The 26,236-nt window shown below is 69.3% G+C and carries 21 protein-coding genes and 1 pseudogene; 14 read left to right on the top strand and 8 right to left on the bottom strand.

Translation table 11 applies throughout. The features are described 5' to 3' along the window. Position 1: 1 nt before the first annotated feature. Positions 2 to 218, bottom strand: a pseudogene (locus TR33_RS27165) (DUF899 family protein); the annotation flags it as partial. A gap of 720 nt (positions 219 to 938) precedes the next feature. Here TR33_RS27165 and TR33_RS05405 point away from each other — a divergent pair. Beyond that, entirely contained in the window at positions 939 to 1,181 is a 243-nt protein-coding gene (locus TR33_RS05405; protein WP_014909727.1) for a hypothetical protein, read from the top strand. Next, a complete protein-coding gene (locus TR33_RS05400; protein WP_042281815.1) occupies positions 1,181 to 2,137 on the top strand; it encodes a Clp protease N-terminal domain-containing protein in 957 nt (318 codons plus the stop codon). Before TR33_RS05405 ends, TR33_RS05400 begins: the two co-directional genes overlap by 1 nt. 43 nt (positions 2,138 to 2,180) lie before the next feature. Here TR33_RS05400 and TR33_RS05395 read toward each other — a convergent pair whose 3' ends face one another. Next, the gene (locus tag TR33_RS05395) at positions 2,181 to 2,798 is read right to left on the bottom strand and encodes a GNAT family N-acetyltransferase (protein WP_234305755.1); all 618 of its coding nucleotides are present in this window, start codon (positions 2,796 to 2,798) and stop codon (positions 2,181 to 2,183) included. A 35-nt stretch (positions 2,799 to 2,833) separates the two neighbouring features. On the opposite strand from TR33_RS05395, the gene TR33_RS05390 reads away from it, so the two are divergent. Next, positions 2,834 to 3,481: an HNH endonuclease family protein gene (locus TR33_RS05390; protein ID WP_042281813.1), complete on the top strand. Its 648-nt coding sequence runs from the start codon at positions 2,834 to 2,836 to the stop codon at positions 3,479 to 3,481. A 412-nt stretch (positions 3,482 to 3,893) separates the two neighbouring features. After that, positions 3,894 to 4,442, top strand: coding sequence for a M23 family metallopeptidase (locus TR33_RS05385; RefSeq protein ID WP_042281810.1), 549 nt, complete (start codon positions 3,894 to 3,896; stop codon positions 4,440 to 4,442). Between the two features lie 64 nt (positions 4,443 to 4,506). Here the strand turns inward: TR33_RS05385 and TR33_RS05380 are convergent, their stop codons facing one another. Further along, the gene (locus tag TR33_RS05380) at positions 4,507 to 5,571 is read right to left on the bottom strand and encodes a methyltransferase (protein ID WP_017534685.1); all 1,065 of its coding nucleotides are present in this window, start codon (positions 5,569 to 5,571) and stop codon (positions 4,507 to 4,509) included. 146 nt (positions 5,572 to 5,717) lie between these two features. On the opposite strand from TR33_RS05380, the gene TR33_RS05375 reads away from it, so the two are divergent. The 3 genes from TR33_RS05375 to TR33_RS05365 are packed head-to-tail and all read left to right on the top strand — an operon-like array spanning position 5,718 to position 7,237. Further along, positions 5,718 to 6,224 carry a nitroreductase family protein gene (locus tag TR33_RS05375; RefSeq protein ID WP_042281961.1) on the top strand — a complete coding sequence of 169 codons (507 nt, stop codon included), beginning with the start codon at positions 5,718 to 5,720 and terminating at the stop codon, positions 6,222 to 6,224. 10 nt (positions 6,225 to 6,234) lie between these two features. Further along, positions 6,235 to 6,525 (top strand): DUF6092 family protein, encoded by a 291-nt coding sequence (locus TR33_RS05370; RefSeq protein ID WP_017534687.1) that lies wholly within the window; start codon positions 6,235 to 6,237, stop codon positions 6,523 to 6,525. Further along, positions 6,509 to 7,237 carry a tRNA-dependent cyclodipeptide synthase gene (locus TR33_RS05365; RefSeq protein ID WP_017534688.1) on the top strand — a complete coding sequence of 243 codons (729 nt, stop codon included), beginning with the start codon at positions 6,509 to 6,511 and terminating at the stop codon, positions 7,235 to 7,237. Before TR33_RS05370 ends, TR33_RS05365 begins: the two co-directional genes overlap by 17 nt. 51 nt (positions 7,238 to 7,288) lie before the next feature. On the opposite strand, the gene TR33_RS05360 is transcribed toward TR33_RS05365, so the two are convergent. Together TR33_RS05360 and TR33_RS05355 are read right to left on the bottom strand one after the other, a co-directional pair. Continuing rightward, positions 7,289 to 8,425 carry a methyltransferase gene (locus TR33_RS05360; RefSeq protein WP_042281809.1) on the bottom strand — a complete coding sequence of 379 codons (1,137 nt, stop codon included), beginning with the start codon at positions 8,423 to 8,425 and terminating at the stop codon, positions 7,289 to 7,291. 323 nt (positions 8,426 to 8,748) lie between these two features. Next, a complete protein-coding gene (locus TR33_RS05355; RefSeq protein ID WP_042281808.1) occupies positions 8,749 to 14,208 on the bottom strand; it encodes an ATP-binding protein in 5,460 nt (1,819 codons plus the stop codon). Between the two features lie 465 nt (positions 14,209 to 14,673). Here TR33_RS05355 and TR33_RS05350 point away from each other — a divergent pair, with 465 nt between their 5' ends. Next, positions 14,674 to 15,348 carry a TetR/AcrR family transcriptional regulator gene (locus TR33_RS05350; protein WP_017534691.1) on the top strand — a complete coding sequence of 225 codons (675 nt, stop codon included), beginning with the start codon at positions 14,674 to 14,676 and terminating at the stop codon, positions 15,346 to 15,348. Between the two features lie 49 nt (positions 15,349 to 15,397). Then, positions 15,398 to 17,839 carry an MMPL family transporter gene (locus TR33_RS05345; RefSeq protein ID WP_042281805.1) on the top strand — a complete coding sequence of 814 codons (2,442 nt, stop codon included), beginning with the start codon at positions 15,398 to 15,400 and terminating at the stop codon, positions 17,837 to 17,839. Between the two features lie 82 nt (positions 17,840 to 17,921). Here TR33_RS05345 and TR33_RS05340 read toward each other — a convergent pair whose 3' ends face one another. Further along, entirely contained in the window at positions 17,922 to 18,359 is a 438-nt protein-coding gene (locus TR33_RS05340; RefSeq protein ID WP_017534693.1) for a MarR family winged helix-turn-helix transcriptional regulator, read from the bottom strand. Positions 18,360 to 18,582: 223 nt separating this feature from the next. Here TR33_RS05340 and TR33_RS05335 point away from each other — a divergent pair, with 223 nt between their 5' ends. The 3 genes from TR33_RS05335 (at position 18,583) to fmdA (ending at position 21,282) form a co-directional block, all read left to right on the top strand. After that, entirely contained in the window at positions 18,583 to 19,614 is a 1,032-nt protein-coding gene (locus TR33_RS05335; RefSeq protein WP_042281803.1) for a substrate-binding domain-containing protein, read from the top strand. Positions 19,615 to 19,705: 91 nt separating this feature from the next. Continuing rightward, positions 19,706 to 19,981 carry a regulatory protein, FmdB family gene (locus tag TR33_RS05330; RefSeq protein WP_026125023.1) on the top strand — a complete coding sequence of 92 codons (276 nt, stop codon included), beginning with the start codon at positions 19,706 to 19,708 and terminating at the stop codon, positions 19,979 to 19,981. Positions 19,982 to 20,034: 53 nt separating this feature from the next. Next, positions 20,035 to 21,282 carry a formamidase gene (fmdA, locus tag TR33_RS05325; RefSeq protein ID WP_017534696.1) on the top strand — a complete coding sequence of 416 codons (1,248 nt, stop codon included), beginning with the start codon at positions 20,035 to 20,037 and terminating at the stop codon, positions 21,280 to 21,282. A 15-nt stretch (positions 21,283 to 21,297) separates the two neighbouring features. On the opposite strand, the gene TR33_RS05320 is transcribed toward fmdA, so the two are convergent. Continuing rightward, positions 21,298 to 21,903: a GNAT family N-acetyltransferase gene (locus TR33_RS05320; RefSeq protein ID WP_042281801.1), complete on the bottom strand. Its 606-nt coding sequence runs from the start codon at positions 21,901 to 21,903 to the stop codon at positions 21,298 to 21,300. Next, entirely contained in the window at positions 21,900 to 22,526 is a 627-nt protein-coding gene (locus TR33_RS05315; RefSeq protein WP_084570202.1) for a TetR/AcrR family transcriptional regulator, read from the bottom strand. Before TR33_RS05315 ends, TR33_RS05320 begins: the two co-directional genes overlap by 4 nt. A 149-nt stretch (positions 22,527 to 22,675) precedes the next feature. On the opposite strand from TR33_RS05315, the gene TR33_RS05310 reads away from it, so the two are divergent. Then, complete coding sequence (locus TR33_RS05310; protein ID WP_042281798.1) at positions 22,676 to 24,853, top strand: type 1 glutamine amidotransferase family protein; 2,178 nt, start codon at positions 22,676 to 22,678, stop codon at positions 24,851 to 24,853. A 350-nt stretch (positions 24,854 to 25,203) separates the two neighbouring features. Next, positions 25,204 to 26,145, top strand: coding sequence for an HNH endonuclease (locus tag TR33_RS05305; RefSeq protein ID WP_159068771.1), 942 nt, complete (start codon positions 25,204 to 25,206; stop codon positions 26,143 to 26,145). Positions 26,146 to 26,236 lie beyond the last annotated feature (91 nt).

Raw genomic sequence — 26,236 nt, 5'->3', positions numbered from 1 at the left:
TCTCGTAGGGTCACCGTTGCGTCGGGTCCGGTGAATTCGTAGTCACCGGGGACCTCGACGGCGGGCATGCGTCGGCGCTGTGCCGCGATGGCGTCGCTCATCCGTGTCAGGGCCTTCTCCTGGTCCAACAGTGTCCGCCGGGCGTCCTCCCACTCCGCGCGGTCGACGATTCGAGGAATCGGGAACTCTCCGTCGCCATGCCCGACCGTGTTCTCCATCAGGCCTCCTCGTGGGTGGACGGGAAAGGTTGGTCGGGGCCGGTGACAGAACGTGGAGTCCACGTGCCGGGGGCGGCGATGGGGTCCGGTGCGTGGGTGAGGCAGCGGCGGCCCCTCTGGTAGAGCCGGCTGGGTGTGGAGCCGCAGGGTTCGGCCGGTTCTCCCAGGTGGTGGCGGCAGGGTTCCGGGGTGGCCGATTCCGACCACAGCAGTTCCTTCTGCTCCGGGGTGAGCAGGTGGGGGTGGAGCGATCTCAGTTCGGCGAGGGGGTCGTCGGTGTGCCGCTCGGTGGTGTGGTCGAGGGTGAGGCCCGGGGTTTCGTTCAGGGGTCGGTCGTCGACTCGGGGGTGTGAGGGGGGCTCCGTCGTGTATTCCGGGGTGGTTCTTGGGAGGGGTTCCGGGTGTTCTCCGGGGGCTTCTGATAAGGCGTGGTCGACTTCGTGGGGAATGTCGAGTTCGTCATGGTCCGGGGTGGAGGCGGTGTTCTTCTCGGTCCAGAGAATGAGAGCGATTTCGGGTGGCACGGATTCTCTCGTGGCTCGAAAGGGAGGGAATGGCTCGTCGCTTCGTGGAGGGTCGGTGGAGGGCATTCCCCGGGTGGGGTGGGATCAGACGTGGTGGGGGTCTTCGGCCGTATGTGGTCATGGGAACGGGGGATGTTTCCCTCGCTTGTAGCAACCTGGGTTGACATGGCGATGGTGTGCAACCTAGGTTGACGGCATGGATGCTGTTCAACTCGCGGCGGCCGCGTCGGACACCTCGACGCCCATGGACGGCCTGCGCGCCGTGGCCTCGCTGCGCGCGTTGGTCGACGCTCTGGAGTTGCGCCAGGTGGAGGAGGCGCTGCGTTCGGGTGAGTCCTGGTCCTCCATCGCCGCCGCGCTCGGGGTGACCCGGCAGGCCGTCCACAAGAAGTACGCGAAACGACTGAGTCACATCGCCCCTACTGGGAGAGGTCAGTGATGACGAACGTGTCCGCCGAGCCCGCCGCTCGTGGCAGGGGATACGACCGCACGGTGATCGAGGGGGCGGGAGGCAACGAGGCCGTGCGCACGGGCCATCCCGATGTCGGCTTCGAGCATCTGTTCCTGGGGTTGCTGGTCAACGGTGGTCCGGCGGCCCGGCTGCTCATGGACGCCGGTGTGGGGCTGGTCGAGGCGCGTGCGGCGATCGCCGGGCTTCTGGGTGAGGATCTGGCGCTGTTGGGGGTCGATGTGCCTTCGGCCGCGGCGGAGGGGAGGCCGGAGGTGATCACGGCGGGGCTGTTGCCGTTGGCGCCGCGGCTGCGTGAGCTGGTGGACGAGTGCCCGGTGGCCGGTGGTGATCAGGCGTTGCTCGCCGCGTTGATCGACGATGAGGGCGGGCGGATCCGGCGGCTGTTGGACCGCCTGGGCGTGGACACCGATCGGGTTCGTGGGGCGCTGGATGAGCCGATCGCCGATCGGGAGGGCTCGCTTTCGCCTTGGGGCGAGGGTGACCTCGCGGTGGGGTCGCGGGGTAAGGGGTGGAAGTATGACGTCTATGAGTCGGAGGTGCCGGTGTCGGCCGAGCGGCTCTGGGCGCTGGTGGGGTCGGTGGAGCGTCGGGGCGAGTGGGATCGGGGTGCGGTGTCCTCGCGGCTTCTCGGCGATGGTTCGGTGGAGTTGACCCGTGATGACGGCAGGAGGGAGCGGGAGTGGATCACGCACTCCGTTCCGGGGCGTGCGGTCACCTGGAGTCATGCCTTTGAGGGGAACGAGGATCCTCACCGCGTGTTCGAGATCGTGATCGAGCCGGTCGGGGGTCATGCGAGGCTGTATCTGCGCAAGGGTGTCCACAGTGCCTGGCGGGGTCGTATCGCCGATCGTTTCGTGCGGTGGATCGTCCGTAACGATCTGCGGATCCAGGCTCAGCTCATCGCCCAGGTGGCCGCGGGCTAGGGGTTTCCGGGGCGGGCCGCGGGTGCCCGCCCTTTGTCGCCCTCTAGTGGTGGGCCATGGCCTCGACGTCGGTCCAGCGGCCCATGGGCGGCAGTGGGTCGTCGGTGGGCGGGAGTTCGGTGAAGCCGGCGGCGTGGAAGAACGCCAGTCGTCCGGCGGTCCCTTCGCCTCCTTCGGGGATCAGGTAGACCCAGCGGACGTCGGCCTCGCGGGCCTCGGCGACGAACAGGTCCAGTAGGGCGCGTCCGATGCCTCGTCTGCGTGATTCGGGGTCGACGACGACCGCGAGGATGTATCCGTGGGGTGGGGGAGTGGGTGCTCCGGGTTCGGTGTAGTCCCAGTCGAGCACGCCTTCGAGCCAGCCGACCACGCGTCCGTTCTCCATCGCGACGAGGACGGTCATTCCGGGTGGTAGTAGCTGGTCCGGGTAGCACTTGGTGTCGAAGTGCGGGGCCGCGCGGACCATGAGATCGCTGATGGCGGGTCCGTCGAGGCCGGTGGCGTTCCGGACGATCATCCACTCAGGGTAACGGACGGGGCCGGAATAGCGCTTGATCTTTGTTGCGCTGAATGTCCTGTTCTCGCTGTCGGCCTTGGCTTTCAGACCGGTCTCGGTCGTCGGGGTGTCGGGTTGCTCCGTGTACTGCGGGGCCTGGATCATCACTTTCAGTGATGTCCATGGAAAGGCCACCCCGCATGAGCCGACGTTCGGCCGCCCTCGCCGTTCTCCCGTTCGCCGCCGCACTTCTGTTGGCCCCGTCCCCCGCCTATGCCGCCCCCGTCCCTCTGGCCGATGCGATCGAGGCCTTGGAGGTGGCCGAGGAGTCCCGTGATGGCTATGACCGAAGCCTCTTCCCGCACTGGATCGACGCCGACCGCGACGGCTGCAACACCCGGGCGGAGGTGCTTTTGGAGGAGGCGGTCGTGGCCCCCGAGCAGGGTGAGCGTTGCCGTCTGACCGGCGGTGAGTGGTACTCCTACTACGACGATCGCACCTTCGACGACGCCCGTGGGTTGGACATCGACCACATGGTCCCGTTGGCCGAGGCCTGGGATTCGGGTGCTTCGGAGTGGAGTACGCAGCGTCGTCAGGCCTACGCCAACGATCTGGACGAGCCGGTCGCGTTGGTGGCGGTCAGCGCCGCCTCCAACCGGTCCAAGGCCGACAAGGATCCGTCGGAGTGGATGCCGCCGTCGGCCGACGCGCACTGCCGCTATGTGACCGAGTGGACCACGGTGAAGACCCGGTGGGGTCTGTCGGTGGACGAGGTCGAGCGTGAGGCGCTCAACGCGGTGGCGGCGGAGTGTCCGGACGAGGTCGTGGAGACCACGCCGGCCCCCTGACGTTCTCATCTTCGAGGCGGGCTCCGGTCTTCGGGTCGGGGCCCGCTTCGTGTGTCCGGGGTGTTCCGGTCGTTCGGGCGGGCGCGTTCGTGTTCTCTGTCGGGGGAAGTCCTGAGGATGGAGTTCCGTGTTCCGGAAATGGTCGGATGGTGGTGGGTAAGGGGGTTGTTCGGGTGATTCGTTCTTGATAATGGAGAAGGGGGCTTAGATGTCGGGAGGGTGGTTCCTCGCAGGTGGTCCGGTGTTTCCCGGGGGACCGTGTTCGCCTGCGCGGTCGGGGATCTCGTCCGATTATCGGCGGGAAGGCGAAGGAGAAAAGAAAAGTGGGCGTCTTTCGTGATCGTGGTCGTTCATGTGGGTATCGAGCCTGCGTAGTTCTCGCACCCCCGTTTCCGCGAGGAAAGGACCCCCTATGAAGATCCCCCGTTCCGGAGGCCTGTTCAGGCGTCTGGGCATCCTCCTGGCCGCGGCCCTGTTCACGGCCGTGCTGGTCCCGGTGAACGCCGTGGCGAGCGAGCAGGCGGTCGCCGCGATCAACCTGCGTACACCCTTCGACTGTGGTCAGACCTGGAACGCCAACACCCGTTCCAACCACAACCCGCAGCTCGCGGTGGACTTCCAGCGTTCCAACGCGCTGAACCAGAACGTGCGCTCCAGTGCGGCCGGTACCGTGACCACGGTCGCCGATCGGGGTAACACCAGCTATGGCAAGTACATCATCGTCGACCACGGCAGTGGTGTCACGACCCTCTACGCGCACCTGAACTCGCAGTCGGTGTCGGTGGGCACCCGGGTGAGCACCGGGACCGTGATCGGCAAGGTGGGCAGCACCGGTGGTTCGACCGGTCCGCACCTGCACTACGAGCAGCGTGTCAACGGCACCGTGGTCCGCGCGGTGCTCAACGGGGTGGCGATCCGTTACTACGGCAACACCACCATCACCAGCAGCACCGGCTGCTGATCCCTCCCGGTTCACGTGCGGCGCGGGTCCCCGGTGGGGCCCGCGCCGTGCGTTCTTCGGTGTCTCAGGCGGCCACGGCCTCGACGACGCTCACTCCGCTACAGGGCACGATCCGGTTCAGGCGCAGGCCGGAGCGGTCGAGGAGTGCGGTGAACTCGGCGCGGGTGCGCTGCCTGCCGTCGCAGTGGACGAGCATGCTCAGGTCCATGAACTTGGCGGTCCGGGCCGCTGCGGGTTCCTCGGGCATGAGGATCTCGGCGAGTAGGACGCGGCCTTGGGGGGCCATGGCGTGGCGGCAGTGGGTGAGGATCCGGGTGGAGTCCTCGTCGTTCCAGTTGTGGATGACGCTGGCGAGCAGGTAGGTGTCGCCTCCGGTGGGGACGGAGGTGAGGAAGTCGCCGCCCTCGACGCGGCAGCGTTCGGCGAGTGCGCCGGTGGTGAGGGCGGGGTCGACGTCGTCGACGACCTCGGGGCGGTCGTAGAGCACGCCCCGCAGGTGGGGGTGGGTCTCCAGGAGTAGGGAGATGAGGCGGCCCTTGCCGCCGCCGATGTCGATGAGGAGTCGGCTGTCGCCGAAGTCGTACTCCCGGCTCAGGGTGCGGGTGAGCTGGGCGGAGATGTCGGTCATGCCCTGGTCGAACAGGGCGGCGCTCTCGGGGTGTTCGCCCATGTAGGTCCAGACGGGGACGCCGTGGACGGCTTCGAAGACGGGGCCGCCGGTGCGGACGGCCTCGGCGAGGTGGCCCATGGTGGAGCGTTCGGCGGGGGAGTTCAGCCAGCGGGCGTAGCCGCGCATGGAGTGGGGGGAGTCGGTGCGCAGGGCGGCGCCGAGTTCGGTGAGGGTGAAGACGCCGGTGGAGGTCTCGGCGACCAGGTCCAGGTCGGCGCAGGCGCGTAGGAGGCGGTCCAGGGCGTCGGTGTCGGCGCCGACGCGTTTGGCGATCTGGTCCACGGGGGTGGGGGTCTCGGACATGGCGTCGGCGATGCCGAGTTCGGCGGCGGCGCCGACGGCGGCCGAGACCCAGCTGGTGGTGATGAGTTCGAAGAGGCGCAGCGCGGAATCGTTGACGGGTGTGGGGGAGAGAGGGCTCGACACGGGTGTTGACGACCTTTCGGTGAAGTCCTTCATCCGATGGCTACCGGAAGCTGTGAATGTCGGTCCGGTGGTACGCCGTCCACGCTATATTGCACTCGGTATTTTACTCGACACGGAGAGTGGGTCTCGCTGTGGAGGTCGCGGAACCGGGACACCGGGACGACGGCCCGAACCCGCACATGTTGCGGGTCTTGACCTCGAGAAGGGTCGTACGGTCCTTCAGCGACAGACCGGTGGACGACGAGACCCTGGAGCATCTGGCGGATGCGATGGTGGCGGCCCCCTCGGCCTCCAATAAGCAGGCGTGGGGTTTCGTGATGGTCCGTCGGACGCGGACGTTGCGGATGGTGCACGCCTTCTCTCCGGGCATCATCGAACGCCCTCCCCTGGTGGTGGCGGCCTGTTTCGACCGTTCTCGCGCGGTGGGCGGTGGCGGGGCCTGGGACGAGGGCATGTTGTGCGTGGCGATGGCGGTGGAGAACCTGCTGCTCGCGGCGCACGCCCTGGGGTTGGGGGGCTGTCCTTCGGCCAGTTTCCGCAAGGCGCCGGTGCGCAGGTTCCTGGGGTTGCCCGAACATCTGGAGCCGCTGCTGTTGGTGTCGATCGGCCATCCGGCCCGTCCGCTCGAAGCCGCTCCCCGACGTGATCGTAACGAGGTGATCAGCCATGAGTGCTGGGGCAACTGACGACCGCCACATGCGCGAGGAGCTCTTGTTGCTCGCCGCCTACCTGCTCAGTAGTGGCCGCGGGCTGCTTCAGGAGCCGCCCTCGTACGGTCCGTTGCGCTGTCTGGACGCGGCGCGTCGGGTGCTGGCCTTGCGGGACGGGCTCGGGGGCGAGGAGAGTCCGGCGTTGGCCGATCTGCGGGCGAGCATGGACGACGTCATGTGCGGTGCGATGACCGATCGGGAGCTCGATGTCCTGTTGGACGATCTGTGCGATCGTCTGGCGGCCGTTGTGGAGGAGCCCGGTGCCATCTCAGCCTGATTTCGAGGTCGGCGGGGAGGGGGCGGTGTTCGAGGCGCGGCCCTTCACCACCAATTGTGAGCGTCTGGTGGAGAAGGGCGAGCACGCCCTGGTCGGGGTGAGCGTCGGTAACGGCTACTTCAGCCAGTATCGGATCGCTCAACTGTTGGACTGGACGGGGCGGCGTTTCGCCTCGGTGGACGTCCTCTACGCCGATCTGCACGTGGAGTCGGCGTTCCGCGCCTCGGGGATGGATGCCGAGCACGCGGCCCGGCGGACCCATCGTGCGTTGCGGGACGTGCGGCGTCGTATCCGTCGGGCGGTGGAGTCGGCCGGGGACGTGCCGGCCCGGGTCAGTACGGTGGCGTTGTCGGAGATCGCCGAGTTGCCCGGCTACCGTACGGCCTCGCGGAGGATCGATCGGGAGATCGAGCAGAATCCGCTGTTGCGGGCCGCCTGTGAGGATCACGTCCGGCATGTGCTGGGTCCGGTCGAGGATCCGGAGGGGGCCCGGTTCCGGGCGGGGATGGACTATCTGCGCGCCGAGCTGCCCTTTCTGCTCAGTAGCCCGGAGGTGTTGGACGTGGCCTCCTCGGTGTGCTGCTATCACGTGCTGATGCCGGTGCTGCCCCGGCTGCGCGGGGAGGCGTCCTGTTTCCATCCGCGTCAAGGGCATCTGGTCCTGAGGCCGTTGCGGCCGGACGGGACCTATGAGGACGCCGAGGTGTCCTGACCGAGTGGGGTGCCGGCCGGGTCGGCGCCCCACTTCGTCGTCTCACGGGGGTCAGGGCGCGCGGCGTACGTCCATGATCGATTCCCCTTCGGGGACGCGGTGTACGGCTCGCAGGGTGAGTCCGGCCCGGTGAAAGAGTTCCTCGTAGCGTTCGGAGGTGCGCAGGGGCGCCCCGTACAGGACGAACATGCTCAGGCTCATGGCCTCCAGGTAGCGGCTGGGGCGTTCGCGTTCGGGGAGGTGGCCGGTGATGAGCAGCCGTGAGGTGTCGTGCATGGCCTCGCGGACGTTGCGCAGGATCCGGAGCGCGTCGGCGTCGGACCAGTTCTGCATCACGCGGGTCATGAGGTAGACGTCCGCGCCCGGGGGGACCCGGTCGAAGAAGCTGCCGCCCACGATGGTGCAGCGTCGGTCGACGTCTTCGGCGCGCAGGAGTGGGGCGGCGCCCTCCACGACCTCGGGCAGGTCGAAGAGGATCCCTTCGAGGTGGGGGCGTGCGCGCAGGATGGTGGCCAGGGCGGCGCCCTCGCCGCCGCCGAGGTCGGCCACGGTCCCTTCGTGGGGTAGGTCGGCGCGTTCCAGGAGGGCGGGGACGGGGGCGGAGGCGTTCATGGCCCGGTGGAAGATGGTCGCCTCCTCGCGGTTGTCGCCGAGGTAGCCGAAGAGTTCTCGGCCGGTGTGGAGTTCGAAGGCGGTGCGGCCGGTGCGTATCGCCTCTTCCAGGTGGGTCCAGGCCTGGAGGAAGTCGCCGTAGGTGCACATGTGGAACAGGTCGCGCAACCCGGAGGGGTCGTCGGCGCGCAACCGTTCTCCCGAGGGGCTCAGGGTGAACAGATCGGGTCCGTTCTCGCGGAGCAGTCCGGCGACGGTGGCGGGGCGCACGACGATGAGCAGACGGTCCTCCTCCACTTGGAGTCGGCGGGCCAGGTCGGTGAGGGTGAGGGGGCCGTCGGCGAGGGCGTCGATCACGCCCAGGCCGACCAGCGCCGAGACCGCGTGCATGAGCATCGCCGAGGAGACGATGCCGGTCAGCGCGGTGTCGTCCTCTTCCGGTGGGACCTCGGTCCCTCGCAATTCCACCACCACGTCGCCTCTTTCCAGGTCGGTTCCCGGTCCCGTTCGGGGCCGGGGGTCGGTCGGTGGCGCGGATCGTCCGCGCGTGGACACCTTCGGTCCGGTGTCGGTCACCTGGGGTAACAGTGCCAGGTCCGGGCGGGCCGTGTGGGGGTTTCGGGAGGGGATTCGGGGGCGGTCTCCTCAGGTGGGCGAAAGAGCGCGAAGAAAAATCGGATGGGCCCGGAATAGCCCCGGGGGGAGGGTCGTTACACGGTGCGGGTCGGCGCGGTAGAAAGTGTCCCCCGGGCTCTACACAAAGCCTTCAGGGAATACCGCACCGCAAGGTGGCAGGAGCCCTGTTGTGCCATCCGCCGTGAGGCGACCGCCGTGCCGGCCCGCTCAAAGCGTGAGAAGGCCCGCCGAGCATCGCTCGGCGGGCCTTCGTCGTGTTCGGGCTACTTGTCGCCGTGGTTCTCGATGGCCTGGATGATGCGCGGACGCATCTGGGCGGCTTCGATGACCGCGTCCACCGAGCCGACCTCGACGGCGCGGCGGATGCTGTGGACGGCGTCGAACTCGGCGGCGACCTCGCCCAGCTTCTCGGCGCGCACCGAGGAGCGTACGTCGTCGAGTTCGGCCGAGGCGGCGGCGCGTTCGGCGCCCGAGGCGGCCGAGACGCGGCCCTCGAGTTCCTTGACGCGCGGGTCGGCGGCGGTGCGGGCGTTCACCTCGCCGGAGAAGACCACGGCGGCGGCCGGGGCGCCGCCCAGCACGGAGGCGAAGGAGCCCTCCAGGGCCAGGACGGTCATGTTCGGGTTCAGGGCCTTGGAGAAGACCACGAACGCGCCGCCGTGGTAGCGCGAGATCACGCAGAACACGATCGGGCCCTGGAAGTTGACGATCGCGCGGCCGATCTCGGCGCCGTACTCCAGCTGGAGCTTGCGCAGGGATTCGGGTGATCCGTCGAAGCCGGACAGGTTGGCCAGGACCACGAGCGGGCGGTTGCCGCTGGCGGTGTTGATGGCGCGGGCGACCTTCTTCGACGACTGCGGGAACAGGGTTCCGGCGGTGTAGGTGTCGGGGCCGTCGGCCGGCGGGAAGCCGCGCCGGGGCACCGAACGCGATTCGATACCGACCAGGCAGACGGGGATGCCGCCCAGGTGCACGTCCTGGACCGCGGCGGTGTCGGCGTCGGCCATGCCGGCCCAGCGTTCCAGGACCGGGTGGTCCTGGTCGGCCAGGGCCTTCATCACGGTGCGGATGTCGAAGGGCTTCTTGCGGTCGGGATTGGCCTCGACGGAGAAGATCTCGCCGACGGTGGTGAAGTCGCTGCCCTCGACCACGTGCGGGTAGTCGGAGATGTCGCGGTCGATCGGGTCTGCGGTGGCGGCCCGTCGGGGCGCGCTCTCGCCCGGGGCGATGTAGGTGTGGTCGTAGTGCGACATGAGGATGTCGCGGGCGGTGAGCAGGTCGGGGGCCCAGTACTGGGCCTGGCCGTTGGGGCCCATGACCCGGTCGTGGCCGCCGATGCCGTGGTTGTCCTCGGCCGAGACGCCGCCGGAGAAGTCCAGGGACTGCTTGCCGGTGAGCACCATCGCCGAGTCGGGGGTCATCACCAGGATGCCCTTGGTGTGCATGAGCATCGTCGCCTCGGCGTTCCAGTACGGCTGGGCGCCGACGTTGATACCGGCGACGACGATGTTGATCTCGCCGCCGTCCTGGGTGAACTCCACGATGCGCTTGAGGGCGGCGGCCACCCAGTCCATGTTCTCGGTGCCCGATTCCATGGAGATGCGGGCGCCGGCGGACAGGGCGTACCACTCCAGTGGCACCTCCATCCGTTCGGCCAGGTCCAGGGCGGCGATGACGCGGCGGCATTCGCCTTCGGAGAGCGCGCCCAGCGACTTGGTGGGGTCGCCCAGCAGCACCACGCGGGACAGGCCCTCGGGGTGGAGTTCGGTGGTGGTGGTGACCACGCCGGCGACGATGGCGGCGCCGTTGCGGCCCTTGGGGCGGCGGACCGGGACCAGGGCGTGGTTCTCGTCCAGGTCGTATTCGGCGAAGTCGCCGAGCAGGTCGACGAGCTCGTAGGGGTAGACGGTGTTGCGGGCACTGGCGCGCAGCACCTTCTGCCGGTAGTCGTCGATGGGCTCGACCGGCTCGGTGGAGGGGGCCTCGATGGTCAGGCCCGGGGCGCCGGTGGCGTCGAAGGTGACGCGTACGGCGGTCTTGGTCAGCTCGCCCGTCTCAGTGTCGCGCTGTCGGCCGATGAAGAGGAGCTCCTCCAGGCCGGTGCCGGCGACGGTGGGCAGGACGCGTCGCCCGATCGCCTTGAGTTCCTCGCGGGTGATGTCGATGGGCGGCCAGACGTAGAGCACGATCCGGTTGGTGTTGAAACGCTTGCGCGCGGGCCGTCCGGACAGGGCTCGACGGATGGAGTCCAGGCAGGTGGCGATGGTGTTCTCGGCGGTGGGCAGGGAGATGAGCCTGCCCTCCTGGTCGCGCAGTTCGGTGAGGTCGCGGATCTGGGCGAAGGCCACCAGACGGTCGTCGGAGGGGTTGTCCTGAGCCACGGCCCGGAACAGGTTGACCTCTTCGTCCAGGGACGGCAGGCGGGTCAGGTCGAAGCGGTTCCACCGCTGCATCTGCATGCGCTCGGCGATGTAGGGGTGCAGGCCGCGGATGAGACGGTCCTCGACCATCCCCTGGGCGGTGGGGTGGAAGGTGAAGTGGTGGTGCATGACCGCGCCGTCGCGGCCGGCGACGGTGGTGGTCAGGCGGCGGACCCGTTCGGGGGTGGGCAGCAGGGCGAGCGCCTGGTGCAGCGCGTCGGCCATGGCGTCGAAGTCCTCGGGCTGCTTTTCCCAGGACAGGTAGATGTCGGCGTCGACGTCGGCGGAGCCCTCGGTCAGGTCGGCCAGGCCGCGCAGGGCCTCGCCCAGGCGTTCGAAGGCCACGGCGGTGGAGATCAGGCGCGAGCCGCGACGTTCGGCGACCACGTAGGAGCAGCCGGCGGAGTCGACGGTGCGTACGTCGGTCAGGCCCTTGTTGCCGTAGTAGCGGCGGGTCAGGACCTCGAGCATCACCGAGTTGTCCAGGTCGGAGCGGACCAGGCGCTGGCCCAGGACGCGGACGAGCGGTTCGGTGGTGCGCACCATCGAGGCGATGCGCTCGGCGCGGTCGGGTGCGTCGGGGTGCTCGTCCAGGTGGCGCAGGTGGCGGCGTACCTCGGCGTAGACGCGGGCGCGGTTGCGGCGCAGCAGGGGCTGGCCGAACCAGGCGAAGACCACGCCGCGCGCCAGGTCGGCGACGGCGGGGAAGCGGACCTGGGTGGCGGCCACGAGGCGTTCCAGGGCCAGGCCGGCGGGTTCGCGCAGTTCGGCGGAGGGCGGGGCCTCCTCCAGCCAGGAGCGCAGCAGGGTGGTGACGATGGTGACGTCGGTGGCGGCGCGCTGCTGGGCCAGGAAGATACGGAAGAGCGCGGACTCCAGGGCGGGGGTGCGCTCCAGGTCGGTGACGCCGTAGTGGGCCAGGGCCTGGGAGAGCTTGTTCTGGAAGGAGGCGGGCAGTCCGGCGCGCTCCACGTCCAGGCTCTGGAGGTAGGTGTGCAGGTATTCGCGGGGGCTGTGCACGGTGCCGTCGACGTCGTCGGCTCCGGCGGGCCGGTTGCGGCTGAGTTCGGCCAGGTCGGCGAAGACCTCGATGAGCGGGAGCTCGTGGGCCAGTGGGCTGTGGCCGGACCGGATGACGTCGGCGCGGGCGGCCAGGTGGTCCTGGAGCAGGCGGCGTTCGTCGTTCGGGTCGGTGTCGAAGCCCAGCAGGAGGCTGCGCAGGTCCTCGCCGCCGCGTTCGACGCGGGTGGGCAGGGGTACGTCGGAAGGCTGTTCGGGCAGGTCGAGTTCGACCGGCTCGGTGCTCTGTGCGGTCTCCTCGTCGCCGTCGGCGATGGGCTCCAGGCGCAGCAGGGGGGCGCCGGTCTCGACCTGGGCTCCCACGGTGACGGCGCATTCCTTCAGACGTGCCTTGAAGGGTGCGCGCAGCACCGTCTCCATCTTCATGCTCTCCAGCACCAGGACGGGGGCTCCGGCCTCGACCTCGGCGCCGACCTCCAGCGGGGTGGCCACGACCAGGGCGGGCGTGGGCGAGCGCAGTACGCCGCCCTCGTCCAGGCTGACCCGGTGGGCGACGCCGTCGATCTCGACCAGGTGGACGGGGCCGTGGGTGCCGATGAGCAGGTGGTAGCGGGTGCCGTTGACGGTGATCCGGCCGCTGTGGTCGTCGAAGCGTTCGAGTTCGACGTCGGCGGTGCGGGTGGTCTCTCCGGCTTCGAGGCCGACGCGGAAGCGGTGGGCGCCCACGCGGGCCACGCGTACGCGGTAGCCGACGCCGCGGAGTTTGAGGTCCAGGGGGCGGCCGCTCTCGTGCTGGACCTGGGGGCGGCCGCCGAAGGCGGTGGAGAGGAGACGGTCGAGTTCGACGCGTTCCTCCTCTTCGTAGGCCTCGATGGCGGCGGCGGTCAGGGCCACGGCGGAGTGGCGGTGCGAGACCAGGCCGCCTTCGGCGCGGACCCGGTCGATCCAGCCGGTGTCGGCGGTGGCGTCGATGACCTCGGGCTGGTCCAGCAGGTCCAGGACGAAGCTCTTGTTGGTGGCGCCGCCCTCGATGATGACGGTGGTCTCGCGCATGGCGCGGCGCAGGCGGGCCATGGCCTGGTCGCGGTCGCGGCCGTAGGCGATGATCTTGGCGATCATCGAGTCGAAGTCGGCGGGGATGGTGTCGCCTTCGGCGACACCGGTGTCGACGCGGATGCCGGGGCCGGCGGGCAGGTCCAGGCGGGCGATGCGGCCGGGGGAGGGGGCGAAGTCGCGGTCGGGGTCCTCGGCGTTGAGGCGGGCCTCGACGGCGTGTCCGCGTTCGGCGGGGGGTTCGCCCTCCAGGCGGCCGCCGGCGGCCACGTGCAGTTGGGCGCGGACCAGGTCGAATCCGGTGGTGGATTCGGTGATGGGGTGTTCGACCTGGAGTCGGGTGTTGACCTCCAGGAAGGCGAAGAGTCGCTCGCCGGGGTGGTAGAGGAATTCGACGGTGGCGGCGCCGCGGTAGCCCACGGCGATGGCCAGGCGTTCGGCGGAGGTCTTGAGCTCGTCGGTCTGTTCGGCGTCCAGGAGGGGGGAGGCGGACTCCTCGATGACCTTCTGGTTGCGTCGTTGGACCGAGCAGTCGCGTACGCCCAGGGCCCAGGCGGTGCCCTGGCCGTCGGCGATGACCTGGACCTCGACGTGGCGGGCGCCGGTGACCAGGCGCTCGAGGAAGACGACGCCGCTGCCGAAGGCGCGCTGGGCCTCCTGGCTGGTGCGTTCGTAGGCGTCGGCGAGTTCTTCGCCGTTGTTGATGACGCGGATGCCGCGTCCGCCGCCGCCGGCGGTGGCCTTGAGCATCAGCGGGTAGCCGATCTTCTCACCGGCCTCGAGGGCGGCGTCCAGGTTCTCGACGGCGCCGCGGCTCCAGGGGGCGACGGGGACGCCGACCTCCTCGGCGATGAGTTTGGCGCCGATCTTGTCGCCGAGTTTGCGCATGGCCTCGCCGCTGGGGCCGACGAAGGTGACCCCGATGCGTTCGCACATGTCGGCGAAGGCGGGGTCCTCGGCGACGAAGCCCCAACCGACCCAGGCGGCGTCGGCCCCGGTCTCGACCAGGGCGCGCTCGAGCGTCTCCAGGTTCAGGTAGGGGCGGGCGGAGGCGGGACCGAGATCGTAGGCCAGGTCGGCCTCGCGCACGAACGCGGCCGTGCGGTCGACGTCGGTGTGCAGTGCGACGGTCTCGATCGGTGTTCCGCTCTCGGCGGCGATGTCCCGGACTGCGTGGATGAGCCGCATGGCGGCCTCACCACGGTTCACGATGGCGACACGACTGAACACCCGAATGAGCCCTTCTCGTAAGACCAATGATGTGCACGCGGCGACACGACGGCCCCGGCAGTATCCACCTTCTCGCCTGTGGACCCCGTGCGCCATGCCGCACCCAACGCATCTTGAGGGGGTTGGCTTGTGGGAAATGACCAAAAAGGGTCCCGCCTCGGACGCGGTGGAGCGCTCGGACCCCGATGGAGACGGTTCCGTTCGGGCCTGGAGGTCGGGGTGGTCTGTGGTGTTCCCACAACCCGCCCTTGCGGGGCCTTGGAGGAGGGGCCGTTCTCGTGGTGCGGGGCGGCGGTGCCTCCCCGTCGGGGTCCTGGGACACACTACCCGCCCAGGTGGAAGCGGTCGGGGTGTCTCGGGGGAGGGGTCGGTGACGTTCGGGTGAGAGGGGGAGCACGATCGTTGTGATCGGGTGCACTCAGTGCGTCGTTGCACTCAGTGCACCAACCTCTCTAGTCTGGACATATGGCATCTCGGCACCGTTCCTCCGCGCCCGATCGGCGTGAGGCCCTCAAGGCACGGCATCGGCGCGCCATCATCGACGCGGCCTGGGAGCTGATCCTGGAGATCGGCGGCACCGACTTCACCGTGGACCGTCTCGCCGAACGCGCCGACGTCTCCCGTCGGACGGTGTTCAACCACTTCAAGACGGTCGACGACATCATCGTCGAGGTGTTCGGGCGCATGCTCGGAGTGGTCCTGGACAACGTCGACGCCAACCTGGCCGCCTCGGCCGGCGAAGGGGACACCGAGACCGCGATGTTCGACCGGGTGGCGGCCGCTCTGCGCGCCACCGACCTGGTCACCCCGATCCGAGAGCTCACGAGGCTCTTCGACTCGGGAGGGGGAAGGACCGACCCGCGTCGGGCGGTGCTGTTGGAACGCACCATCACCGACCTGGGCACCCGGATCGCGATCACCACCCTGCGCCACCATCCCCGGGCCGACCCCTTGGAGGTCGACCTGATGTGCGGCGCGCTGGTGGGCGGGGCCCTGGCCGTGGTCCGTCATTGGGAGGAGGCCACCGGCGGTGTGGACACCGCCGAGTCGCGCCTTCTCTGGGATCGGCTGTTGAGCCGCATGATCCACACCTACCGCGACGGGTTCGGCGCCCTGGCCGTCGGCTCCGACACCCCTTGAGTCACCCGAATCCTCGACCTGCCCACCTCCTCTTCCTCTGCGGGAAACCATGGCTGAACTCCTCTACAGACTCGGGCGTGCCTCGGCACGCCGCGCCGGAACCGTCATCGCGCTCTGGTTGGCGCTCATGTTGGCCGCCGGCGCCGCCTTCGCCCTCTTCTCGGGAGAGTTGGAGGACAGCTTCTCCATCCCCGGGACCCCCACCGACCAGGTGAACCAACGTCTCAAGGACGAGTTCTCCGGTATGGGCGGCGGTATGGGCACCGTCGTCTACCAGAGCGAGGACGGAGAGGCCCTCACCCAGACCCAGCGTGAGGAGATCGCCGACCGCGTCGAACGCGCCGCCGAGGTCGAGGGCGTCCAGGACGTCGTCGACCCCTTCGCGACCGAGGAGGAACGCGACGAACAGCGTGAACTCCTCGCCGACGGGCGCGCGCAATTCGAGGAGGGCAAGGCCGAGGCCGAGGCCGCCGGGGTACTCGACCAGGTGGCCGAGACCCTCGACTCCGAGGAGGAGCGTCTCGAACGCGGTGAGGCCCTGTTGGAGATGTCCTCGGGCATCGTCATGGTCTCCGAGGACGAGTCCACCGCCCTGGTGACCGTCGCCTTCACCGACAGCCAGGAGGAGGTCTCCCAGCAGACCCGCGACGCCGTCATCTCGGTGTTCGCCGACGACCCGGTCCCCGGCACCAGCATCGACTTCGCCGACGACATCTCCATGGAACTGCCCGGCCTGGTCAGCAAGGCCGAGGTGATCGGTGTGGTCGTCGCCGGGATCGTGCTGGTGGTCATGCTCGGCACCCTCATCGGCGCCGGGCTGCCCATCCTGACCGCGCTGATCGGTGTCGGTATCGCCACCCTGATCGCGATGTCGCTGTCTGGGGTTCTGGAGATCGCCACCGTCACCCCGATCCTGGGTCTGATGCTGGGCCTGGCGGTCGGTATCGACTACGCGCTGTTCATCATCAACCGGCACCGTCGCCAGCTCAAGGAGGGCGTCGACCCGGCCGAGTCCATCGGGCTGGCCAACGGTACGGCCGGTAACGCCGTGGTCTTCGCCGGCGCCACCGTCCTCATCGCCCTGCTGGGACTGAACCTGACCGGGATCGGTTTCCTGGGGCTGATGGGCAGTATCGGCGCGATCGCCATCACCGTGGCCGTCCTGATCGCGGTCACCCTGGTGCCCGCCCTGCTCTCCCTGGTGGGGGTCAAGATCCTGTCGCGGCGTGAGCGCGGCCGTCTGTCGGGCGAGAACGGCGACGGTAAGGCCGCCGCCGGCGCCAGGCACGGTGGCGGGGCCGCGCCGATGTCCAACCTCGGCGCGCTGGGCCGGGCGGCCGTGGCGATCGTCCTGTTGGGCGTCATCGCCCTGCCCGCCCTGGACCTGCGCACGGGGATGCCCGACGGTTCCTCGCAGCCGGTCGACTCCACCCAGTACCGGGCCTACACCGCCATCGCGGAGAACTTCGGCGACGGACAGAACGGGCCCCTGCTGGTCACCGCCGATCTGCCGGGCGGCCCGGACGAGGAGTCGGCCGAGGCCAACGCCGAGCGTTACCAGTACGAGGTGGCGCACGCGATCTCGATCCTGGGCGACGTGGCCGCGGTGGCGCCGATCGGGGTGTCGGAGAACGGGACGCTGGCCATCTTCCAGGTGATCCCGGTCGACGGGCCCTCCAGCGAGTCCACCGAGGAGCTGGTGCACACCCTGCGCGGCATGGAGCCGATCCACGGCACCGCGCCCTTGGGCGTGGCGGGTATGGCCAGCGGCAACATCGACATCTCCGAGACGCTCTCGGACGCGCTGCCGACCTATCTGTCGGTGGTGGTGGGCCTGTCCCTGGTGATCCTGCTGCTGGTGTTCCGGTCGATCTTCGTGCCGGTGGTGGCCACGCTCGGGTTCATCCTGTCCTACTTCGCCGCGCTGGGCGGGGTGGTCGCCGTCTACCAGTGGGGTTGGCTCGGCGGGCTCATCGGTCTGGAGAACCCGGGGCCGGTGCTGAACTTCCTGCCCACGCTGTTGGTGGGCATCCTGTTCGGTCTGGCCATGGACTACATGCTCTTCATCGGTACGGGTATGCGCGAGGCCTACGTGCACGGCACCCCGGCCCGGCTCGCGGTGGTGCGGGGCTTCCGTGCCGGTCGCGCGGTGGTCACCGCCGCCGCGATCATCATGATCTCGGTGTTCGGCGGGTTCGTCTTCTCCGAGATGATGATGATCAGCTCGGTGGGCTTCGCGCTGGCCTTCGGTGTCCTCATCGACGCGTTCGTGGTGCGGATGCTGCTGATCCCGGCCGTGATGCACCTGGCCGGGGACGCCGCCTGGTGGCTGCCCCGATGGCTGGAGCGGATCCTGCCCGACATCGACGTCGAGGGGTCGGCGCTGGAGCGCGGCCACGCCTCGGTCTCGGAGCCCGAGGCCGAGGTGGGCGGCTCCTGGGTGGAGGTTCCCGAGGAGGGCGCCGAGGCGGCCTCCGGAGGACGCGGCTGACCCCGCCGTAGTGGTCGAGGGCCCGATCGTGGCCGGTCATGGACCGGCCCGGTCGGGCCCTTCGCCGTGGTGGGGGAGGGGTTCAGGTGAGGGGCGGGGCGCCGGCCAGGGCGTGCGCCAGCCGGGCCAGGCCCGCGCGTTCGGCCTCGCCCAGTCCGGCCAGGACGTGCTCCTGGGCTCGGGTGACCTCGGGGGAGAGTTCGGCGTGCAGGGCGCGTCCGCGTTCGGCGGCGCGCAGGACCACGCGGCGCCGGTCGTCGGGGTCGACGTCGCGGTAGGCGAGGGCGTCGCCCACCAGGCGGTCCGCGACCCGGGTGGCGGTGGCGCCGGCCAGGCTCAGTTCCTCGGACAGGCGGGCCATGGACATCGGCCCGGCCAGGACCAGGACCTCCAGCATCCGCCAGCGGTCGGCGGTCAGGTCGTGCGCGCCGACCAGGTCGGCGGCGGCGGTGTCCAGCGCGGCGACGACCTTGCGCAGCAGGAGGGGGTGCAGGGCGTTCCCGACGTTCGTTTCGCTCATCGATCCCACATCTCGGGTCCGGTCGAGAGCGCCACTCCGGGGCTCGCGCCGAGCCTTGCCCAGAACATGTTCGTTCGAGAACATTCTTACTCGGTGGTGAATCTAGCACGCCCGAAACCGGTGGTGACGCTCGGTGACGTGGACCGGTGGCGTGAGCCGAGGGGGCGCCATGCCGTGTCATTGTCCCGAACACGACCCGAGACCCCGCGGTGAGGACTTTCCGGTGGGGGTCGTGATCCCGTTGCGGGGTTCGGCGGGCATCTTCGGGCCCTCTTGTGAGGCGGTCACCGAGACCGCGCTGGCCCGGATCAACGCCGAGGGGGGTCTGTTGGGGCGTCGGGTGCGGCCGGTGGTGATCGACGGGGGCCGTCCGGCGTCGGAGGTGGCCGCCGACGTGGGGGCGTTGGTCGGGGCCGGGCGGATCCACGCGGTGACCGGTTGGCACATCTCGCGGGTGCGACAGCATCTGGTGCCGGTGGTGGGCGGGCACGTGCCCTACGTCTACACCTCGCTCTACGAGGGAGGGGAGAGCGCGACGGGGGTGTTCTGTTCGGGGGAGACCCCGCCCGATCAGGTCGCTCCGGCCATGCGTTGGATGCGTGATGAGCAGGGGGCGCGGGATCTGTTCGTGGTCGGTGACGACTACGTGTGGCCGCGCAGTACGGCCCGTTCCTGTCGTGGCTACGCCCACGATTTGGGGATGCGGGTGGTGGGGGAGGCCTTCGTCGAGCTGGGCGCGGAGGACTTCGGCGGGGTGTTGGAGCGCGTGCGCGTCAGTGGCGCCGACACCGTCCTGATGCTGTTGGTGGGTCAGGACGCGGTGGCCTTCAATCGGGCCTTCGCCGAGGCCGACCTGCAGTCCCGGGTCCGTCGGCTGACCCCGTTGATGGAGGAGAACATGCTGTTGGGCAGCGGGGCGGACAGTACCGAGGATCTGTTCGTGGCCGCCGCCTACTTCCGGTCGTTGCCGACCGAGTCGGCGTTGGAGCTGTCGGGCGCCTACGCCGCCATGCACGGCCCGGAGGCGCCTCCGCTGAACAACATGGCCGAGTCCTGTTACGAGGGGCTGATGGCGTTGGAGGCGCTGGTGCGGCGCGCGGGCACGGCCCGGCCCGAGCGGTTGTCGAGGGTGGCCGATTCGGTGGGCTACGACGGTCCGCGCGGGCCGATGCGGTTGAGGTCGGGCCATATCCATCAGCGCGTGTACATGGCCAGGGCCGACGGGTTGGGTTTCGAGATCCTCGCCCGGCTGTGACGGTGTTCGGTCACATCCGTCTCCGGTGTCGCCGGGGGTGACCCTTGCCACTTACTTCCAACTGGCTTATTTTCATTTGGAAGGAGTGATCATGGTCACCTACCTCTACCGCTGTCCGGACCGCCACGAGACCGACCTGGACGCCCCCATGGGGCGAGCGCCGCGAGAGACGGACTGCTCCTGCGGCCGGAGCGCCCGCCGTGCCTTCACCGCACCGATGGTGCGCGCCGTCCCCGCGGCCCGAGGCCGGGTGATGGAGGCCGCCGAACAGAGCACGGACCGGCCCGCCGTCGTCACCCGCCCGGCGCCCGATCCCGCCCCCACGTCCTTCACCGACCCCCGTCACGCCCTACTGCCCCGGGCCTGAGCTCGACGTTCATCACCGGCCACGCTCGAACGGACACCACCAGGAGCCACACCATGCCCGAGGTCATCTTCAGCCACGATCCGTCCAAGACCATGGCCCAGCAGGCGGTCCCCGGACACAACCGCTTCCACCCCGAGGTCCCGGCGGCGGCCACCGTACGCCCGGGACAGGAGTTCCGCGTCGAGAGCCGCGAATGGACCGACGGCCAGATCGGCGACAACGACTCCGCCGACGACGTCCGCGACGTCGACCTGGACCGCTGCCACATGCTCAGCGGCCCCTTCCGCGTCGAAGGGGCCGAGCCCGGCGACCTGCTGATCGTCGACATCCTCGACCTGGGCCCCATCCCCGGAGAACGCGGACCCGTCTGCGGCCAGGGCTGGGGCTACAGCGGCATCTTCGCCAAGGTCAACGGCGGCGGCTTCCTGACCGACTACTACCCCGACGCCTACAAGGCCATCTGGGACTTCCACGGCCAGGCCGCCACCTCCCGCCACGTACCCGGGGTCGAGTACACCGGCATCACCCACCCCGGCCTGATGGGCGTGGCGCCCTCGCACGAGTTGCTCGACAGCTGGAACCGGCGCGAGCGGGCCCTCATCGCCACCGACCCCGAACGGGTGCCGCCGCTGGCCCTACCGCCCCTGGCCCGGGGCGCCCTGGCCGGCAACGCCGACGGCGACCTGCTGGCGCGCATCGCCGAATCCGGGGCCCGCACCGTCCCGCCCCGGGAGAACGGCGGCAACCACGACATCAAGAACTTCACCCGGGGCTCCCGGATCTTCTACCCCGTGCACGTCCCCGGAGCGCTGCTGTCCGTGGGCGACCTGCACTTCAGTCAGGGCGACGGCGAGATCAACTTCTGCGGCGCCATCGAGATGGGCGGCTTCATCGACCTGCGCGTCGACCTCATCAAGGGCGGGATGGACACCTACGGCGTCCATCGCAACCCCGTCTTCCAACCGGGCCGGGTCGCCCCGCTGTACTCGGAGTTCCTCACCTTCATCGGCATCTCGGTGGACCACCGCGACGACACCAACCTGTACCTGGACGCCACCGAGGCCTACCGCAACGCCTGCCTCAACGCCATCTCCTACCTCAAGAAGTGGGGGTACACCGACGAGCAGGCCTACCTGATCCTGGGCACCTCGCCGGTCGAGGGGCGGATCGGCGGCGTGGTCGACGTGCCCAACGCCTGCTGCGCCCTGTACCTGCCCACCGAGATCTTCCACGACGACATCCGCCCCGGAGGCGCGGGGCCGGTCGCCACCGACCGGGGCCAGGTCGCCGTCACCTCCTGACCCGAGGGCGGGTCCTCACTCTCGGACGAGCCGCATCGACACGTAGGCGTTGATACCGCTCCACCGGGTGTGCCGGACCCGCCTTCGGCGGTACTCGTGAAAACCCACCCGCTCGTAGAGGCCCAGAGCGGACTCGTTGACGTCGGAGATGTCCTCCAGCCGGAACTCGCGATAGCCGGGCAGGGTCAGGATGTGCTCCAGCACGGCCTTGGCCGCGCCGCGTCCCCGGAAGCGTCGGGCCGAGGCCACGAAGGCGATCTCGCCGATGCCCGGCCCGGCGTCGGGCATCACCTTCTGGAACTGGGAGCGGAACACCAGGTCGGCGATGGTGCCCTTGTACCACCCCAGGTGGCGGCGCAGCTCGGCGGCGTTGTGCTCGAAGCAGAGTCGCTCCCCCTGGACCAGGAAGGCCAGGGCCGCCGGTTCGCCGTCGACCAGCGCCACGTGGGCGTGGCGCGCCACCAGGGCGTGCTCGAGGGCGGCCGTCAACCGTTCGGGGTCCTTGGAGAAGAAGGCCAGGTCGTCGCCGAATCCCTCCACGTACAGGCGGGCGATCCACGCGCTCCCCTCCTCGCCCAGTTCGTCGCCGCGTACGACCCGGATCCTCGTCGTCTCGCTCATACCGTCGTCTCCTCGACCAGCAGGGTCCCCGTCACGGTGGCGACGGAAGGGGCGACGAAGGCCTCGCCCAGGGCCGAGCGGGTCATGGCCAGCCCGCCGAGGGTGGCGAAGAAGCAGGTGGCCAGTTCCGCGGCGGGCGCGGGTCGGGTCAGACCCCGGCCCCGGCCGCGTTCGATCAACGTCACGACCGCCCCGGTCACCTCGCGGTGGGCCCGCAGCAGATCCTCCACGGCCGCGCCCCGCTCCGGCCCGGCCTCGACGCCGGAGGCGAAGACTTGGTTCATCAGCAGGTAGAACTCCACGGCTCCGGTGTCCCGGGACAGGTCGGACAGGAACACCTCGACGAACCCGCGCAGGGGTTCCACGACCAGGTCGGTGTCGGTGAAGCTCCGGGCCAGGGCCCGCAGGCCGGTGGCGGCCTCGGCGACCAGGTCGTCGTAGAGCTCGTCCTTGGTGGCGAAGTGGCGGTAGATCGAGCCGGTGCTGATCCCGGCCTCGGCGGCGATGGCGCGCATGTCCACCCCGGCGTATCCGCGGTGGCAGAAGAGTCGGATCGCGGCCGTGCGCACCCGCTCCCGGGTGGCGGCCCTCATGGCCCGATGCTGTTCGGGGGTTCTCGGCATCCGTCCTCCTATGAATGAACGTTTGTTCATTCTATGGGGGCGGCGAAGGAGAGGGAACCGTCGTCGGGACCGGGAGAGGGCGCGAGGGCTAGGATCGTCGGTGGCCGTGACCACGAGGCGCGCTCGCGAGAACACCCAGGAGGCCAACGGTGTCGGACCCCCAACACCACAACCGGATGCGGGACAACCAGGGCAACGCGATCCAGGCCCGCGACATCGCACACCTCCACCTCGCCCCGCCCGAACCGCCACCGCCCCCGCGCCGGGTCCCCGAGGCCGACCTCAAACACGTCAACCGGTTCGAGGAACTCACCTTCGTGGAGACCCTCGCCGGACAGGTCCTCCAACACCGCAAGGGCGCCCTGGCCCTGCTCAGCGGACGCGAGGGCATCGGCAAGAGCGCCACCCTGGCCGAGGCCGCCCACCGTGTCCTGGACCGGTTCGAAGAGGGCAGCCTCTACGTCGACCTGCGTCGATGGCGCGACCAGGAGGGCATCCTCGACCTGGCCGGGGTGCTGCGCTCCCTCCTACGGGACCTGCACGTCCACGACCTGCGGGAGGAGACCGACGTGGCGCTCCTGCGCGACCGGCTGCGCGGCGTCACCGGCAGCAAACGCCTCCTTCTGCTCCTGGACGGGGTCGCCGACGACACCGAACTCGACGCCCTCACGCTCGGGGCCGGCCCGCACCTGGTCGTGGCCGCCTGCGAGCCCGGACTCGACTCCCTGGGCGCGTGGGTGAGCCGGGGCGCCGAACACCTGCCCCTGGACGTCTTCCACCCCCGGGACTCCCTCGCGCTCCTACGCTCCTTCCGCCGGGTGGGACGGCGGATGACCGACCCCGACGAGTACGCCGCCGCCGAACGCCTCGTGGAACTGTGCGGCCACCTGCCCGGGGTCGTGCGGATGGCCGCCGCGCAACTGGAGGTCCAGGAGATCGGCGTCGCCGAACTGGTCGAGGCCATCGACGAACGCCGCCGCGCCGCCGTCCGTCCGCTCTCGGGCGCGGAGATCGTCGTCGACATCGTCCTGTCCGGAGTGGGACCCGACGAACGCCGTCTGCTGGAGCTGCTCTCGACCCACCCGGGACGGGACTTCTCCGAGGAACTGGCCCGGACCCTACTGGGAGAACAGGCCCCCCGGACACTCGAGCGGCTGTCCGACGCCAGCCTGCTGCACACCGGGACCCGGGGCGACCGCAGGCTCGTGGAACTGGTCCGGGAACGGGTCCGCGACGGCGACAACGAGCACCGGAGTCTGGACGCGGCCGCGATCCTGCGCTTCTACACCGTCACCCACCACCTGGCCGACCGCGCCATGCTCGGAGAGCGCTACCGGCTCGCCGGGGAACTCGCCACGGCCGAACTCACCCTCCCCCAGCGGGACTATCGGGCGCCCTTCTCCACCCGCGGCGAGGCCATGGAGTGGCAGGACGCCCAGCTCTTCCACGTTCCGGACCTGATGACCATGGCCCTGGAACTGGGCGAGCCCACGGCGGTGCCGCTCCTGGCCGACGCGGTCTGGCCCACCTGCTACGGACGGCGCCGCCTGACCCTGGGGCTGTGGATCTACCACCGAGCCCTGGAGGTGTCCCGCCACCTGCGTCACGACGGCGCGATCGTACGCTGCGCCAACTACCTGGCCCGAATGTACGTCGCGCACGGGATGGCAGAGCGGGCCCTGCCCCTGGTGCAGGAAGCCGAACGGGCGGCCGAACGCTCCGACGACGAACGCCACCGGGCGGTCCTGCTGGAGACCCTGGGTCTGCTCAAGGGGCGCTTCCCCCACCTGGAGGGCCTGCCCGAGGAGGAGTCGACGGAACTGTTCGCCCGAGCCCGCGACATCCACCGCGACGTCGGGCTGCCCCGAGGCGAGGCCGTGCAGACCTACCAGCTCGGCGACCAGGCCCGCCGGAGCGGCGACCTGACGAAGGCCTCCCGAGAACTGTGCCGGGCCGAGCGGATCGCCGACCGCCGCCTGGGGGAGCTGGAGAGCGCCGAACCCACGCGTGAGAGCCGCTGGATCGCCGAGGACTGGAGGCTCCTGCGCGCCCGGATCAGGCTGTCCCTGGCCCGGGTCCTGGCGCGGAGCGGACAGGGCGAGGAGGCCGAGGTCAAGGCCGAGAGCGCCCTGGAGGTCTTCATCGTCATGGCCGAACCGGTCAAACAGGTGGAGACCGCACGTTTCCTCGCCGAACTGGAACACGAGCGCGGCGCGGTCGGCCGGGCCCTGGAACGGCTGCGCTGGGCCGGCACCGTCGCCGGACACCACCACCTGGAGGAGGAGGCGGGGCGGATCGAGCGCGACTTCGCCCGCTACACGACCTAGGGCTCTTCGAGAAGGTCGAAGACCAGGTCTCGTGACCGTCTCCGCCGCAGGGAGGATTGGACGAAGGCGACCAGGGGCGGTTCGTCTTGAGGCTTCGGCTCGGGTCACGAAGGCATGTTGATCAGTGTGACGGGTGATGCCTGGGGTGCGCCTGATGAAAATTTCATGATTGCCTGAATTTTCTATTTTCTGCTCATTGTCGGCTTTCGTGCTTTTGCTGTTCGAAGGTCGATGCCAGGGGAAAGAGGGCTCATCTTCTGCTGCCTTGGATTGTCGGAGCTCCTGTCTACGATCCGAGTGTCGTTTACACCTTCGGGCATGAACATGCCCCCTTCCCCTTGGGGTGGCGGATGAGCAAGGATCGTATTTTCGCCGGTGTCGAGAAGGCTCTTTTCCTTCTCAGTCGTGGCCACTGCTACGAAGAGAACTGTCGGGTTCCGGTGTTGCAGGTGATCAAGGGCGAACCTTTCATCAATGTTCAGATCGCCCACATATGTGCAGAAGAGGAAGGTGGGCCGCGCTATGACCCCTCGATGACCAGGGAGGGGCGCCGGAGCTTCGAGAACCTCATACTGCTCTGCAAGCCGCACCACACCATGATCGATCGTATGGCGACGGCACACGAGTACCCGGTGTCCCTCTTGCAAAAGTGGAAGAAGGAGCGGGAGGGCGACTGCTCCTCGCAACTCAATGGGCTCGATGTGCTCAACGAGGAGAGGTTGCAGGAGCTCATGGCCGATGCGGTGGTCGAGGTTCGGGAGGGTATCGATGAGGTCGCCGATGGGTTGAGTTCCTTGAGTCGGGAGACCGTTGACACGATCAGGTCGCTCGCTCTGGAGGCCTTCGACCGCCCTTATCGCCCCACCTTGGATTACGACGCCGTGGAATCATTGGAACGTTCGGCTCGCAGGCTCTCCAATCTGACCGATGACGCGCATGCCTTGAACAAGGCGGCATGCCGACTCGAAGACCTTGAAGTCTTCTCGAACAAACTTCACTCTACGTTCGATGGTGTGGACTGGGCGGTCCTGGATCGGGTTCCGGGGGAGGCGCAGGCCATCAGTACGGCCATTGATCGACTTCCGCGCTCCTCCTCGGCTCTGAACGAGATCACCGACAGGATCGAACAGGCGGCCGCAGAGTTGAGGGACTCGGCCCCGCAGAACGTCTTCATCGAGGATCCGCAGCGGTGGAATTATTTCCGATGGGGTTTGGTGGGCGGCCTCGTTATCGCTACCGGGGCCATCGTGTTTCTGGTCCACCGTTTCGGTGCGGGGCTGCTCGGAGTTTGATGCTCGAGGGTGTGGATGCGCCTTCCCTCCCCGGTTCCGCAGTGTGACCTTGCCATGAACGGGGAGCAGACGCTCGATGAGCTTGCACCTG

This window comes from Nocardiopsis alba, from assembly GCF_000710955.1.
Taxonomy (GTDB): domain Bacteria; phylum Actinomycetota; class Actinomycetes; order Streptosporangiales; family Streptosporangiaceae; genus Nocardiopsis; species Nocardiopsis alba.
The sequence above is the reverse complement of the archived record's forward strand: the minus strand, read 5'-3'. Positions and strand labels throughout refer to the sequence as shown.